The following is a 13,109-nucleotide window of genomic DNA, read 5'->3' as shown; positions in this document are numbered from 1 at the left end:
CCGGTCGAGAGTGTCAGGCCAGGGTCGCGGTCAGGTAGCCGGACGCGTCGCCGAACGACGCCAGGTCGTCGTCCGGCAGCGCGAAGCCGTTCTCGGCGTAGGCCTGCTCGGTCGTTCGGATGTCGACCTGCCAGCCGTGGCCGCCCAGGTACTCGGCGGCGGTGTTGCGGTCGCCGGTGTAGAACAACTCCGCCAGGTTGATGTTGGAGCCCAGGCGCCGCGACCGCTCGGTGAGCTTCTGTGCCCAGTCCGACGGGATGCGCCGCAGGTCCAGGTGTTCGGTGGCGATCAGGCTGCCCGCCGCCGAGAGCGCCGCGATGTTGTCGAACAGGCGGTCCTGCGCCTCGGGCGGCAGATACACCAGCAGGCCTTCGGCGCTCCACGCCGTGGGCTGCCCGGCGTCGAAGCCGGCCGCTTGCAGCGCCGCCGGCCAGTCGTCGCGCAGGTCGATCGCCACGGTGCGCCGCTGCGCGGCGGGCTCGGCGCCCAACCCGGCCAGCGTCTGCGTCTTGAATTCGATCACCGCGGGCTGGTCGATCTCGTAGACCACGGTGCCCGCCTGCCACGGCAGCCGGTAAGCCCTGGTGTCGAGCCCGGAGGCCAGGATCACCGCCTGCCTTATGCCGGAGCCGCCCGCCTGGATGAAGAAATTGTCGAAGAACCGGGTGCGCACGGTGATCTGTTCGTTCATGGCCCGGCGGTTGAGCAGGGGATCGTCGGTGCGCTGGATCGCGCCGTCGAGGAGCTTGATGAACGTGTCGATGCCCACCGCGCGGACCAGCGGGTCGGCCCAGGGGTCGTTCAACAGCGAGTCCGGGCCTTGGGATGCCGTCGCCCGCGATGCGGCGACGGCCGTGGCGGTGGCGCCGACGCTGGACGCGAGATCCCAGCTGTCATTCTCCGTGCGACTCATCCGATGAACCTCTCTCCGCGAGCGATCAACTAATTAGATGTAATAAGCATACCGGTGCGCGGGGCGCGCCGGCGCTACTGCACGTCGGCGGCGACGCGTTCGAGGACCGCGAGGTGCTCGTCGACGGTCGCCAGGCCGGCGTTCATCGTGTTCACCGAGACGTGGGTCGCGCCGGCGGCCTTCCATGCCTCGAGGTCGGTGGCGACCTTGTCCGGGTCGCCGGTCCAGCTGATCCGCCCCTCCATGCCGAGGGTGCCGACGTCGCGGCCCGCGGCCGCCGCCGCGGCGTTGACCTGCTCGCGTGCGCGGTCGAGCTTGGGGCCGGGCTCCATCATCGGGAACCAGCCGTCACCGAGGCGCCCGGCGCGTTCATAGGCGCGGTCGGAGGCCGCGCCGAACCACACCGGGATCGGCCGTTGGGTGGGCGGCGGGGCCAGCCCCGCCGCGGTCACGGTGTGGTACTTCCCCGAGAACGTGACCGAGCGTTCGGTCCACAGCCTGCGCATGAGCTCGACCTGTTCCTCCGAGCGCCTGCCGCGGTCGCGGAAATTCTCGCCGAGGGCCTCGTACTCGACGGCGTTCCAGCCCAGACCCACTCCCAGCCGGAAGCGCCCCTCGGTGAGCAGGTCGACTTCGGCGGCCTGCTTGGCCACCAGCACCGACTGCCGCTGCGGCAGGATGATGATGCCGGTCACGAGCTCCAGCGATGTCACCGCGGCCAGGTATCCGAACATGACGAACGGCTCGTGAAACGTCGAGTCGATGTCGTAGGGGCCCTGCCATTCGCGGTGCACCCGCGGGTCGGCACCCACCACGTGGTCGTAGGCCAGGATGTGGGTGAACCCGAGCTCTTCGACGCGCCGGCCGTAGGCGCGCACGGCCGCGGGCTCGCCGCCGAGCTCGGTCTGGGGGAACACCACTCCGATACGCACCCGACGTTCAACCATGCTCCACCGCCATTGCTTTCCCCGTAACGAGATTACTTCCGGGCAGGTACCCGCTTTCGGGGCGGGCAATCGGGCGGGCCGGCTACCCGAGGTGCGCGGACAGCAGCCACGCCCGCATCGACTTGCGGCCGTTGCCCTCGTCGCGGGTGTCGACAACGACGAACGACTCGCGGTTCTTCATCACGTTGTCGGGCAGGTTGGCGTGGATGCGTGCCGGCCGGATCTCGTCGACCACCCAGTACGGGGAAACCGCCTCGCGCAGTTCGGCTTCGGTGACCGGGTTGACCGGACCGTCGGCCGGCATCCCCGCGCGGTCGAACGCCAGCACGAAATACGATGCGCCCGGCGCCGCCGCGCGCACAATCGAGCGCTGGTAGCCCGCGCGCAGCCCGACCGGCAACGAGTGGAACAGCGTGGAGTCGACGATCGTGCCGAACCGGCCGTCATGGCCGGTGAAGGCGCTGATGTCGGCGACCTCGAACGTGGCGTTGCTCAGGCCGCGGCGGGCGGCCTCCTCGCGGGCCAGGGCGATGGCGGTGGGGGACTGGTCCAGGCCCACCGTGGTGAACCCGCGCTCGGCCAGGTACAGCGACACCGCCGCCTCACCGCAGCCGGCGTCGAGCACGTCGCCGTGGAACTTTCCGGCGGCGATGAGCGCCGCGATCTCGGGCTGCGGCTCGCCGATACTCCACGGCGGCCGGTTGCCCTCACCCATTTCCGGGGCCTCGCCCCGGTAGGCGGATTCGAACATTTCTCGAGTTGGTTGCGACATGAACCCTTTATATCAAGCAACCTGATTGAATATCAAGCCAGTTGATATACCGCGCGGCCGCGGTCGGCTTCCCGATCCGCGGCGGGGCTCAACGCGCCGGGCTGTTGCACTCGGTCGCGACGGCGGGGCGCCCGACCACCGCGGGCGCCGGGTCAGCGCAACTGGGGGATGACCGCGCCCGCCAACAACTCCAGGTGTTCCAGGTCGGAGAGGTCGAGCAGCTGGGCGTAGACGCGCCGCACGCCGATGTCGTGCCACGCCCCCAGCTTCTCGACGATCTCGCCGGGCGTGCCGGCCAGCGGGCTCTCGGAGCGCAGCTCGTCGACGTCGCGGCCGATCGCGGCGGCGCGCCGGGCGGCCTCGGCGTCGTCGCGTCCGGCGCCGACCACGAACGCGGCCGAGTAGACGATCGAGTCGGCCGGCCGGCCCGCCGCGGCGACTGCCTCGGCCACCCGCCCGTACTGCGTTCGGGCGGCGTTCAGCGGCTGGAACGGCACGTTGAACTCGGCCGCGTACCGCGCGGCCAGTCGCGGGGTGCGTTTGGGGCCCAGGCCGCCGATCACGATCGGCGGGTGCGGACGCTGGACCGGCTTGGGCAGAGCCGGCGAACCGGCGATCCGGTAGTACTCGCCGGAGTAGTCGAACGTCGTGTCCGGTTCGGCGGTCCACAACCCGGTGACGATGGCCAGCTGTTCGGCGAGCCGGTCGAAGCGCTCCCGCAGCGGCGGGAACGGGATGCCGTAGGCCTGGTGTTCCTTCCCGAACCAGCCGCTGCCCAGGCCCAGTTCGACGCGCCCGCCGCTCATCTCGTCGACCTGGGCTACCGCGACTGCCAGCGGTCCCGGGTAACGGAACGTGGCGGAGCTCACCAGGGTGCCCAGCCGGATGCTCGACGTCTCGCGCGCGAGGGCGCCCAGCGTCACCCAGGAATCGGTCGGTCCGGGCAGACCGTCGCCGCTCATCGCCACGTAGTGGTCGGAGCGGAAGAAGGCCGCGAAGCCGAGTTGCTCGGCGGCGCGGGCGACGGCGAGCTGGTCGGAGTAACGGGCGCCCTGCTGCGGCTCGACGAAAACGCGGAATTCCATGGCAACCTTCGGTGTCTCGTGGTGGTGCGGCCGAACCCGAACCTGCACGCGTCTGTGACCAAACTGAGACCTGCAAGGTTAGCGCGCCGTCCAGAAATGGGTATGTCACGCACATGGACCGACGCTCCCCGACGGCCGCTCTCGGAAGACTGGTCTGCGCCGGCGCGGCGGACGCGGTGACCGCGGCGCAAATGCGCCGGGCCGTGCGGCGGTGGTTGCAGAAGATGGCGCGTTTGTCGGCGGAAGTGCGTGAGGACATCATCCTGGGTGTCAACGAGGCGCTGGCCAATTGCGTCGAGCATGCCTACTGCGGTCAGGACGCGATCGGCACCATGCGGCTCGAGGTTGGCCACGATCTAACCGCACAGCGCATCAGCGTGTGTGTCAGCGACCGCGGAACCTGGCAGCGGCCGCGGCCCAGGAAAGCCGACGACCCCGGCGCGTCGCGCGGCATCATGCTGATGCACAGCGTCGCCGACCACTGCACCATCAGTGCCCGGCCCAGCGGAACCACGGTGCTCCTGGACTACGCCACCGGGCCCACCCGCCCGGCGCCGCCCAGCGGTGTCTCCCGTTCGGCAATGCTGGTGCCCTGACCCCTTCTCTCCCGCTTTCCGTGCGTTGCAGATCCTGCAACGCCGTCTCCAGGTGCCCCGGCTGCGGCTGACCGTGCGGGATGCCGCGACAGGACAGCGGTCCGAGCTGCCCGGCCGTTTCCGCTCGGCGACCGGATCTCCGAAGACGTTCTGCTGCAGAATGATCGGCGAACTTTTTGCCGTCAGCGCTCTCGGATGGGCGCGTCATGGGCGCCGTCGGGCCCTTCCAGGGCACGGGCGGTGGCGTGTTCGAGTCGGTGGCGCAACAACGCCCCCGGCTGGGTTCGCTGCAGCCAGGTGACCATGCCTTCGCGGACATGGCATCGCAGGTCGAACAGCGAACCCGCGTCGGCGGCGCTGACCAGGATGCGCACCCGCACCGAGCCGTCCACCGCATCGATGACCTGCAGTACGCCGGAGCGGCCGTCCCAGAGTTCGTCGGCGCGCAGCAGGCGGTCCAACTCGGCGCGCATGGCGTCCAGCGGCACGGTGAAATCGACATCGACGTGGATGGTGCCCAGCAGCGCGGTGGCGTTGCGGGTCCAGTTCTGGAACGGCGTCTTGATGAAGTAGGTGCACGGCAGCACCAGCCGCCGTTCATCCCAGATGTGCACGACCACGTAGGTCAGCGTGATCTCTTCGATGCGGCCCCATTCGCCTTCGACCACCACGACATCGCCGACGCGGATCGCATCGGAGAAGGAGATCTGGATCCCGGCCAACGCCGCCCCCAGGGACGTCTGCGCGGCCAGGCCTGCCACCACGGACAACAGCCCGGCGGACGCGAACAGCGTCTTGCCGATGTTGCTGAAGGCCGGAAAGGTCATCAGCACCGACGCGAGGCCGAACACCACGACCAGGGCGACAACCAGCCGGCGCAGCAGAGTGATCTGGGTCCGGACCTTGCGGCGGCGTCGGTCGGCGTCGGTCATCGCCTTGTCGCCACCGGCGAAGCTTGCGATCGCGCGCCGTTCGGCGACCAGGATCAGGCTGGCGAACAGCCAGGTGTTGGTCGTCATCAGCGCGATCACCAGTAGGTGGTCGACGCCATCCCGCCACGCCGAAGACGGTTGCAACACGTGGTGTACCGCGGTTTTGGCCGCGATCATCATCAGGGTCGCACGCACCGGACCCCGCGTCAGCTCGTCGATGTCGTCGATGACTGCGCTGCGGCCCTTGATGCGCTGCAACAGCCACGACAGCGCCATCCCGACGCCGTAGGCGACCGCCATGGCGCCGGCCACCCAGGCGGCATTGACGGCCACGTGGCTTACCGGTTCGAGTCGGATCGCTTCAGGCACGAAGAAGTCTGCTCCTGAATCGGGGATCAGCACGGGTCGCTGCTAGAGGTTCCCCATGCCCGCCAACCAGGAAACATCGAGAGGAAGCGCTTCCCGTTCAAGAGCGGGGTCGCGCGCCAGGGTCGCGGCAACCGCCGCTCCGGCCACCCCGTCGCCAGCCTGGGGTCCCAGGCGAATCGGCCAGATACAATAGCACGACAGCGCGTCGGTCCGTGTCGACCGCACGCCGCGGTACCCGATACGAAATCCGAGGTGTCAGTTGCCCGAAGAACGTAACGAAACCGCCGGCTTGGAACCGCATTTCGAGGACGTGCAGGCCCACTACGACCTCTCCGACGAGTTCTACCGGTTGTTCCTGGATCCGACCCAGACCTACAGCTGCGCCTACTTCGAGCGCGACGACATGACCCTGGAACAGGCGCAGCTCGCCAAGATCGACCTGTCGCTGGGCAAGCTGGGGCTGGAGCCCGGCATGACGCTGCTCGACGTGGGCTGCGGTTGGGGCACCACGATCATCCGCGCGCTCGAGCGCTACGACGTCAACGTGATCGGCCTGACCCTGAGCCGCAACCAGCGGGCGCACGTGCAACAACGCCTCGACAAGCATCCCTCGGCGCGCAGCAAGCAGGTACTCCTGCAGGGTTGGGAGCAATTCGGCGGCAAAGTGGACCGGATCGTGTCGATCGGTGCCTTCGAGCACTTCGGGCGCGACCGCTACACCGACTTCTTCACGATGGCCTACGAGGCGCTGCCCGCCGGCGGCGTGATGCTGCTGCACACCATCATCAAGCCCAGCAACGAGGAGTTCGCCGAGCGCGGACTGCCCCTCACCATGACCAAGATCCGGTTCATGAAGTTCATCATGGACGAGATCTTCCCGGGCGGGGACCTGCCCAACGCCAAGACCGTCAAGCTCCACGCGGGTGCCGCGGGATTCGCCGTCACGCGGGTCCAGCAGCTGCGCCTGCACTACGCCCGCACCCTGGACACGTGGGCGGGCGCGCTCGAGTCGCACCGCGACGAGGCCATCGCGATCCAGTCCCAGGAGGTCTACGACCGCTACATGAAGTACCTGACCGGTTGCGCCGACCTTTTCCGTGAGGGCTACACCGACATCGCACAGTTCACCCTCGCCAAGGGCTGATTGGCGCGGCCTGGCTCTCGCACTGCCGCGGTTTGCAGCTGCGTCCCCTTCCTCAGCCGAGGGCGAAGGGGGCGCCCGGACAGTCCGCGGCGCCGCCACCGGAATCGGCGTTAGCGACCGCGGCTTCGGACGGGAGGATCACCCGGCCTGCGCGAGCGCGGAACCTTCTGGATCGCGGGTGAAGCGCAAGAAGCGCGAGGGAGCTCCATCGTGGGTCAGGTGCAGTTCGTGCATGGCCCGGGTGCAGGCGATGTAGAGCATGCACCGGTCCATCTCGCTCGCGTAATTGTCGTCGTCCACCTGCGGGACGATCACCGCGTCGAACTCCAGTCCCTTGGCGAGGTGTGCAGAGGTGATAACGATGCCGCCGGCGAACGCGGTGCTCTCGTAGTCCAGGAGGGTCAGCTCGACACCGGCCTCGGTCAGCGCGCGATGCCACGCTTCCGCCTGCGTGACCGTTTTGCAAACGATGCCCAGGGAATGGTGATCGCCGTTTTTGTGCCGACCGATCAAAGACAGCATCTCCGCCCGCTGGTTGTGCCGGTCTTGGCAAGCGATCAGCTGGGGTGGTAGGCCGTGCCGCTCGACCGGGACGAGCATGTCGTTCCGGGAGATGTTCTGCGCGAAATCGGTGATCTCGATGGTGGAGCGATAGCTCTTGCACAGCTCCAAGCAGTCGGCCCCCGGGAAGACGCCGCGAATTACCGGCAGTGACGAAGAGCTGAACGGGTTCACCGACTGGTTCGAGTCACCCAGTATGGTCATCTTGCACGAGAACAGGTTTCGCAACACCGCGTACTGGATCGGTGTGTAGTCCTGCATTTCGTCGACAATGAGGTGACGGATGTGGCCGTAATTCTCGAGTCGGTTCGTCTTGATCATCGTGTACACCAGCGGGAACACGTCGCTGTGCTCGATCTTCCTGCGTCCCATCGGTTTGAACAGGCCACGGCGGGAGGAGAAGGCGAAGAAGCCCCGGTAAATGCTCAGTGCGCTCTTGTACGGGAACATCGCACGAACCTGCTTGCGGACACCGTTGGTGTCGGCGGCCGACCACGTACGGCCCCTGTCCAGCACCTGGCTCCTGAGTACCTGCACCGCGGTGTTGGTCACGCGGTCAAGCCGCGCGAAGACCGGAAGCGTGTGCCACTCATCGAACGTCGCGGAGACCCACTCGACGGACAGCCGATTGGTCCCCTGCTTGATTTCCGCGGGCGCGAAATCATTTGTGCACGAGTCGATCCACTCGTCGAGGGAGGCGACGAAATCGGATGTGGACTTGTACCGGATCCGTTCGGCCGCGGCGTCGTCGACGTGGTCCAGCAGGTTGACCACCTGTTCGCTGAACGTCTCGTAGTCAGTGACGCTGGCCAGGAATGTACCGGCGATCCTGTCGAAGTCGATCTCGGCGACCTGCTCCTCACCCAACTCGGGCAGCACGTTGGCGATGTAGTCGCCGAAAACCTTGTTCGGTGAGAGGATCATGACGTTGTCGGACGACAGCGTGTCTTTGAAGCGGTAGAGCAGGAATGCGACCCGGTGCAAGGCGATCGACGTTTTCCCCGAGCCCGCCACCCCTTGAAGGATCAGCACCTCGGCGGTCTCGTTGCGGATCAATGCGTTCTGCTCGCGCTGAATCGTCGCGACGATATTGTGCATCTTGTCGTCCGTGGACTGACTCAACTCCCGCTGCAGGACATCGTCACCGATGTTCAGCGCGCTTTCGAACATGTACTCCAAGCGCCCGCCGCGGATCTTGTACTGGCGCTTGCCGATGATTTCGCCGCGTTTGGTGCCCTCGGGGGCCTCGAAAGATGCTGCGCCCATTTCGAAGTCATAGAAGAGACTGGACAGGGGAGCCCGCCAGTCGTGGATCCGGACCTCGTGGGTCTCTGGGTCGAAGAAATGGTGTACGCCGACGTAGTACGGACTGGCGTCGGTATCGCCGTCGGCGCGGAAATCGACCCGGCCGAAGTAAGGGGTGTCGAGAAGCCGCTTGACCCGTTCCCGGGTGAGAACCGCCCGCTGACCGAGGGCCACCTCCATATTGATGTCTTGCCGGAACGTGGCCTTCTCGGCAAAGTCCATGTCGCGCCGGGCGACCCACAGGTGTTCCTTATGCTCGCGGATGGTTCTGGCAGACGTGTCAACGGAGTCGGTGAGGCGTTCCAGCTCGGCAGTCAGCAGCTCCACCGTCTGGGCCAGGAACTCTCGCTCTCGGCGCTCGTCGCGCACGGCGATGTTCGTCAAGCAGATCTCCGTTTCTGGGTTCCGCCGAGTCCGCCGCAAGAGGTGCTTACGGCCCCTGCCGGCCCGGCGGACTCCACCGGGACTGAGGCGGCTCCCTGCCGGCCCCAAACCCTACCATTACGTCAGAGTAGGCTCGCGTGTGCCGGTGAAACCCGTGGTGGCCTTCACGATCGGCTGCGATCTGGTCGGTGCCTCCCCCGCCACCACCGCGATGTTCGTGCCGCTACTGCTGGCGGTCGCGCTGCGACGAGCCCCCTCGGGCGGCCCTGACGACGGCACGCCTTATCGCCTCGTAACCGGTGCAGCGGCACAGGTTGGAGGTGAGCAACTCCCGCAGCCGCTCCGGGTCCTCGGCGATGCCCGGGTCGTTTTCGAGCGCGCCCGCGGCCAGCATCAGAAAGCCCGGGGTGCAAAAGCCGCACTGCAGCGCATGCTCGGCCGAGAACGCCGCCTGCAGCGGGTGGTCGGAGCCGTCGGGCGCGGCGAGGCCCTCCACGGTGCGGACCTCCCGGCCGTCGCACTGAACGGCGAACATCAGGCATGAGCGCACCGCCTCGCCGTCCACCAACACCGTGCAGGCCCCGCAGACGCCGTGTTCGCAGCCCAGGTGGGTCCCGGTCAGCCCACACTCCTCCCGCAGCGCATCGGCCAGAGTCCGGCGCGGCGGCACCTCGATCACGTAGTCAACCCCGTTGACCCGCAATGTTATTCGCACGCCTTCACGCCCCGTCTCGGGCCTGGGTGAGTGCGCGCCGGGTGAGCACGCCCACGGCGTGACGCTGGTAGGCGATGTCGGCGTACGGCTGGGGGCGCGGGTCGGCGTCGTGGTCGGCGGCGGCCCGGGCGGCCTCGGCGATGGCGTCGTCGTCGAGCGCCCGGCCGGTCAGCGCCGCCTCGGCCGCGGTGGCGCGCACCGGGCGGTCGGCCGCGTTGACCAATCCCACCGACGCGGCCACGACCCGGCCGTCGACGACGGTGACCGCGGCCAGCGCCGCGAGCTGCGCGAAGCCGGCCTGTGTCCGCCGGTGTTCGACGAAGCCCACGGCAGTCCCGGCCGGCAGCAGCGGCAGGCGCACCTCGGCGAGCAGCTCGTCGGGGCGCCGGGCAGTGCGGAACGGGCCGGTGAAGAATGCGCCGGCCCGCACGACGCGACTCCCGCCGGGGCCGCGCAGCTCGATCTCGGCGTCCAGCGCGGTGGCGACCGCGGGCCATTCGGCCGCCGGGTGGGCGTAGGCGAGGCTGCCCGCCATCGTGCCGCGGGCGCGGATGGGCGGATGGCCGATGTGGCGGGCGACCCGCCGCAACAGCGTGCCCAGGGGGCCGGGCACCGCGTCGAACTCGAAGGCGCGATGCCGGACCAGCGGGCCGACCCGCAAGGCAACCGGTTCGAGGGTCAGTTCGCCGAAGCCGGCGACCCCGTTGATGTCGACGAGCCGCCGCGGCCGCGCGGTTCGGAAGTTCATCTCGAGCACCAGGCTCTGGCCGCCCGCCAGCACGCAGGTGTCGCCGTCGGCGAGCGCGGCCACCGCGTCCTGGGGGCTCTGCGCGGCGACGTAGTCGAACGGCGCGGGCTTCACTGTGCTGCCCTCCAGCAGGTGTACGGGGTCAGCGGCATCTGCAGCGCCGACCGGTCGTCGAGGCCGAGCGCGTCGGCGACGGCGTTGACGATCGCCGGGGGCACCCCGATGCACCCCGCCTCACCGGCGCCCTTGGCGCCCAGCGGCGTGTTCGGATTCGGGGTGCACGTCGCTGCGAAGTGCAGCGACGGCAGCTCCGAGACCGTGGGGATCAGGTAGTCGAGCAGGCTGCGGGCGGCGGGGGTCCCGTCGGGTTCGTAGCGCACGTCCTCGTAGAGCGCCTGACCGAGGCCCTGCACGGCCGAGCCGTAGCTTTGGCCGTCGACGATCATCGGGTTGACCGCGACGCCGCAGTCGTCCACCGCGGCGATCCGCAGCACCGTGATGTCGCCGAGGTCCGGATCGATCTCCACCACCGCGGCGTAGGCGCCGAACGGGAACGCCTCCGGCGTCGCGGTGGTCACGTCGGCGCGCAGCTGTCCCGCCCCGGCCAGCTCGCCCAGCGTCATCCGCCTGTCCCCGGCGACCAGCTCACCGCCGCCGTACCCGACGTCGTCGACGGGCAGCGCCCATTTCTCGGCCGCCCGATGCCGGGCTGTGTCGATGAGGTCACCGGCCGCCCGGTATAGCGCGGCGCCACCGATCTGCATCGACCGGCTGGCGAACGAACCGGTGCCGTGCGGGACCACGGCGGTGTCGCGTTCGACCAGCCGCACGCGGTCGACGTCCACGTCGAGCACGGCGGCGACGACCTGCGGGAACGACGTCTCGTGGCCCTGACCGGTGGCGCAGCACCCCGACAGCGCCACGAATGTCCCGTCCGGGCACGCCTCGACGGCACCGAATTCCGCACCGACGCCGGAGCGTTCGACGTAGGTGCACAGGCCGATGCCGATCGGGCGCCCGCCGGTGTCGCGGCGGCCGGCCTGTTCGGCGCGCCACCCTGCGTAGTCCAGGTCGTGCAGCACGGCCTCCAGGGCGCCTGCGTAGTCACCGCTGTCGTAGGTGAAGCCGGTCGGGGTGGCGTAGGGAAAGTCTTGCGGCGCAATGAAATTACGCCGTCGAAGGTCCGCCGGGTCCGTGCCGAGCCGCCGGGCCAGCAGCTCGACGGTCCGCTCGATCGCCGACGCGGCCTCCGGTCTTCCGGCGCCCCGGTAGGGGGCGGTCGGCGCGGTGTTGGTGACGACCGAGCGGGCGCGCACGTGCACGCGGGGAATCGCGTAGGCGCCGGTTGCGATCATCGCGGAGATCATCGGCACGATCGCGCCGGTGTGCGGGTAGGCACCCACGTCGGCGTCGATGTGCAACTCGTAGGCCAGGATGCGGCCGTCGGCGTCGGCGGCCATGCGGACGCGCTGGTTCTGGCCGCGCCCGTGCGGGGGACCGGTCAGGGCCTCGGCACGGTCCTCTGACCACCGCACCGGCCGACCCAGCTGCCGCGCCGCCGCCACCACCGCCAGGTATTCGGGCCAGGTCTCGCTTTTCCCGCCGAAGGCCCCGCCCACGTCGGGCACGACGACGCGAACCTGATCGGGCCGCAACCCGAACGCGCCGGCCAGGTCGGCGCGCAGCCGGTGGGGCGCCTGGTGCGAGGCCCAGACCGCCATGCCGCCGTCGGGGCGGGGGTTCACCAGGATCGCCCGGGCCTCCAGATAGGTGTGGGCGAGCAACTGTTGGCGGTAGGCGGCCTCGACCACCACGGCCGCGTCGCACCACACCGCGTCCTCGATCGGCTCGCCGAAGTCGCGCTGCAGCGCCACATTGTCGGAGCCGGGGAACAGCCGCACCGCGCTGCCGGCGGCCTCGGTCGGGTCGAGCAGGACCGGTAGCGGCGCGATGTCGACCCGTGTGGCGTCCCGGGCGTCCTCCGCCAGGTAGCGGTCGGCGGCGACGACGATCGCCAGGGGTTCGCCGACGTAGCGCACCCGCCCGCTGGCCAGGGCCGGCCAGGGTCGCCCGCGCACGGACTCCGGATCCAGCATCGGCGGAGTGTCGGGGAGGGACGGCAGGTCGGCGTGGGACCAGGCGCCGGCCACATCCGGCAGTCGTCGGGCGGGCGCCAGGTCCACGGCGGTGAGCACGCCATGTGCGACGTCGCTGCGGACGAACGCCGCCTCCAGACAGCCGGGCACGCGCAGGTCCCCGACGTAGGTGCCGGCCCCGCGCACCAACGGCGGATCCTCGCGGCGCTGCAGGCGGGCACCGATCGTCGGCGCCATCGGCCGCCGGCTCACAGGGGCCGCTCGGCGTTGCGGCGGCCGACCCGGTCCGTGTCGTTGGGGCTGACGGTCATCTGCTCGACGAACGAGCGGCACGCTGTCATGTGTTCCGGGGAAGGGCCGTGAGTTGGTGTCAGGTGCCGAAGTTGCCGCCGGAGCCGCCTACCGGTGCGGGTGCCTGGGGGGTGGGGGTGCCGTTGATGCGGCCGGCGGCGAAGGCGGCGCCTTTGTCGATCATGCTGATGTCGTCGGTGTAGGTGTTGTGGGCGGCGAAGTTGAGCCCGTCGGAGCACACCGGGTCGTCG

The 13,109-nt window shown here is 69.3% G+C and carries 11 protein-coding genes and 1 pseudogene; 2 read left to right on the top strand and 10 right to left on the bottom strand.

The window, feature by feature from the left end; translation table 11 throughout:
• Window positions 1–13: 13 nt before the first annotated feature.
• The 4 genes from AC2VOK_RS20715 to AC2VOK_RS20700 all read right to left on the bottom strand — a co-directional run bounded on the left by AC2VOK_RS20715 (window position 14) and on the right by AC2VOK_RS20700 (window position 3,717).
• On the bottom strand, window positions 14–913 hold the full coding sequence (locus AC2VOK_RS20715) for an SAM-dependent methyltransferase (protein WP_428902114.1): 900 nt from the start codon (window positions 911–913) through the stop codon (window positions 14–16).
• 74 nt (window positions 914–987) lie between these two features.
• On the bottom strand, window positions 988–1,845 hold the full coding sequence (locus AC2VOK_RS20710; protein WP_428902116.1) for an LLM class F420-dependent oxidoreductase: 858 nt from the start codon (window positions 1,843–1,845) through the stop codon (window positions 988–990).
• A gap of 97 nt (window positions 1,846–1,942) precedes the next feature.
• On the bottom strand, window positions 1,943–2,632 hold the full coding sequence (locus AC2VOK_RS20705; RefSeq protein ID WP_428902113.1) for a class I SAM-dependent methyltransferase: 690 nt from the start codon (window positions 2,630–2,632) through the stop codon (window positions 1,943–1,945).
• A gap of 152 nt (window positions 2,633–2,784) precedes the next feature.
• Complete coding sequence (locus AC2VOK_RS20700; RefSeq protein ID WP_428902112.1) at window positions 2,785–3,717, bottom strand: LLM class F420-dependent oxidoreductase; 933 nt, start codon at window positions 3,715–3,717, stop codon at window positions 2,785–2,787.
• Window positions 3,718–3,830: 113 nt separating this feature from the next.
• Here AC2VOK_RS20700 and AC2VOK_RS20695 point away from each other — a divergent pair, with 113 nt between their 5' ends.
• Window positions 3,831–4,313: an ATP-binding protein gene (locus AC2VOK_RS20695; RefSeq protein WP_428902111.1), complete on the top strand. Its 483-nt coding sequence runs from the start codon at window positions 3,831–3,833 to the stop codon at window positions 4,311–4,313.
• A gap of 182 nt (window positions 4,314–4,495) precedes the next feature.
• Here the strand turns inward: AC2VOK_RS20695 and AC2VOK_RS20690 are convergent, their stop codons facing one another.
• A complete protein-coding gene (locus AC2VOK_RS20690; protein ID WP_421531570.1) occupies window positions 4,496–5,614 on the bottom strand; it encodes a mechanosensitive ion channel family protein in 1,119 nt (372 codons plus the stop codon).
• Window positions 5,615–5,873: 259 nt separating this feature from the next.
• On the opposite strand from AC2VOK_RS20690, the gene AC2VOK_RS20685 reads away from it, so the two are divergent.
• Window positions 5,874–6,758, top strand: coding sequence for a cyclopropane mycolic acid synthase family methyltransferase (locus tag AC2VOK_RS20685; protein ID WP_428902110.1), 885 nt, complete (start codon window positions 5,874–5,876; stop codon window positions 6,756–6,758).
• Window positions 6,759–6,896: 138 nt separating this feature from the next.
• On the opposite strand, the gene AC2VOK_RS20680 is transcribed toward AC2VOK_RS20685, so the two are convergent.
• From AC2VOK_RS20680 to AC2VOK_RS20660, 5 genes and pseudogenes are all read right to left on the bottom strand, one after another.
• Window positions 6,897–9,008 carry a HelD family protein gene (locus tag AC2VOK_RS20680; RefSeq protein ID WP_428902109.1) on the bottom strand — a complete coding sequence of 704 codons (2,112 nt, stop codon included), beginning with the start codon at window positions 9,006–9,008 and terminating at the stop codon, window positions 6,897–6,899.
• 223 nt (window positions 9,009–9,231) lie between these two features.
• Window positions 9,232–9,723 (bottom strand): (2Fe-2S)-binding protein, encoded by a 492-nt coding sequence (locus AC2VOK_RS20675; RefSeq protein ID WP_486944299.1) that lies wholly within the window; start codon window positions 9,721–9,723, stop codon window positions 9,232–9,234.
• A 4-nt stretch (window positions 9,724–9,727) separates the two neighbouring features.
• Window positions 9,728–10,585 (bottom strand): FAD binding domain-containing protein, encoded by an 858-nt coding sequence (locus tag AC2VOK_RS20670; RefSeq protein ID WP_428902108.1) that lies wholly within the window; start codon window positions 10,583–10,585, stop codon window positions 9,728–9,730.
• On the bottom strand, window positions 10,582–12,804 hold the full coding sequence (locus tag AC2VOK_RS20665) for a xanthine dehydrogenase family protein molybdopterin-binding subunit (RefSeq protein ID WP_428902107.1): 2,223 nt from the start codon (window positions 12,802–12,804) through the stop codon (window positions 10,582–10,584). The genes AC2VOK_RS20670 and AC2VOK_RS20665 overlap by 4 nt, the downstream gene beginning before the upstream one ends.
• Window positions 12,805–12,937: 133 nt before the next feature.
• Window positions 12,938–13,109: pseudogene (locus AC2VOK_RS20660) on the bottom strand (cutinase family protein); the annotation flags it as partial.

This window comes from Mycobacterium sp. TH-M116 (assembly GCF_057473685.1).
The sequence above is the reverse complement of the archived record's forward strand: the minus strand, read 5'-3'. Positions and strand labels throughout refer to the sequence as shown.

What these genes read in the sequence shown, in the direction of transcription:
- AC2VOK_RS20700 (WP_428902112.1), bottom strand. Translation starts at nt 3,717, where the DNA reads ATGGAATTCCGCGTTTTCGTCGAGCCGCAGCAGGGCGCCCGTTACTCC.
- AC2VOK_RS20695 (WP_428902111.1), top strand. Translation starts at nt 3,831, where the DNA reads ATGGACCGACGCTCCCCGACGGCCGCTCTCGGAAGACTGGTCTGCGCC.
- AC2VOK_RS20715 (WP_428902114.1), bottom strand. Translation starts at nt 913, where the DNA reads ATGAGTCGCACGGAGAATGACAGCTGGGATCTCGCGTCCAGCGTCGGC.
- AC2VOK_RS20705 (WP_428902113.1), bottom strand. Translation starts at nt 2,632, where the DNA reads ATGTCGCAACCAACTCGAGAAATGTTCGAATCCGCCTACCGGGGCGAG.
- AC2VOK_RS20665 (WP_428902107.1), bottom strand. Translation starts at nt 12,804, where the DNA reads ATGGCGCCGACGATCGGTGCCCGCCTGCAGCGCCGCGAGGATCCGCCG.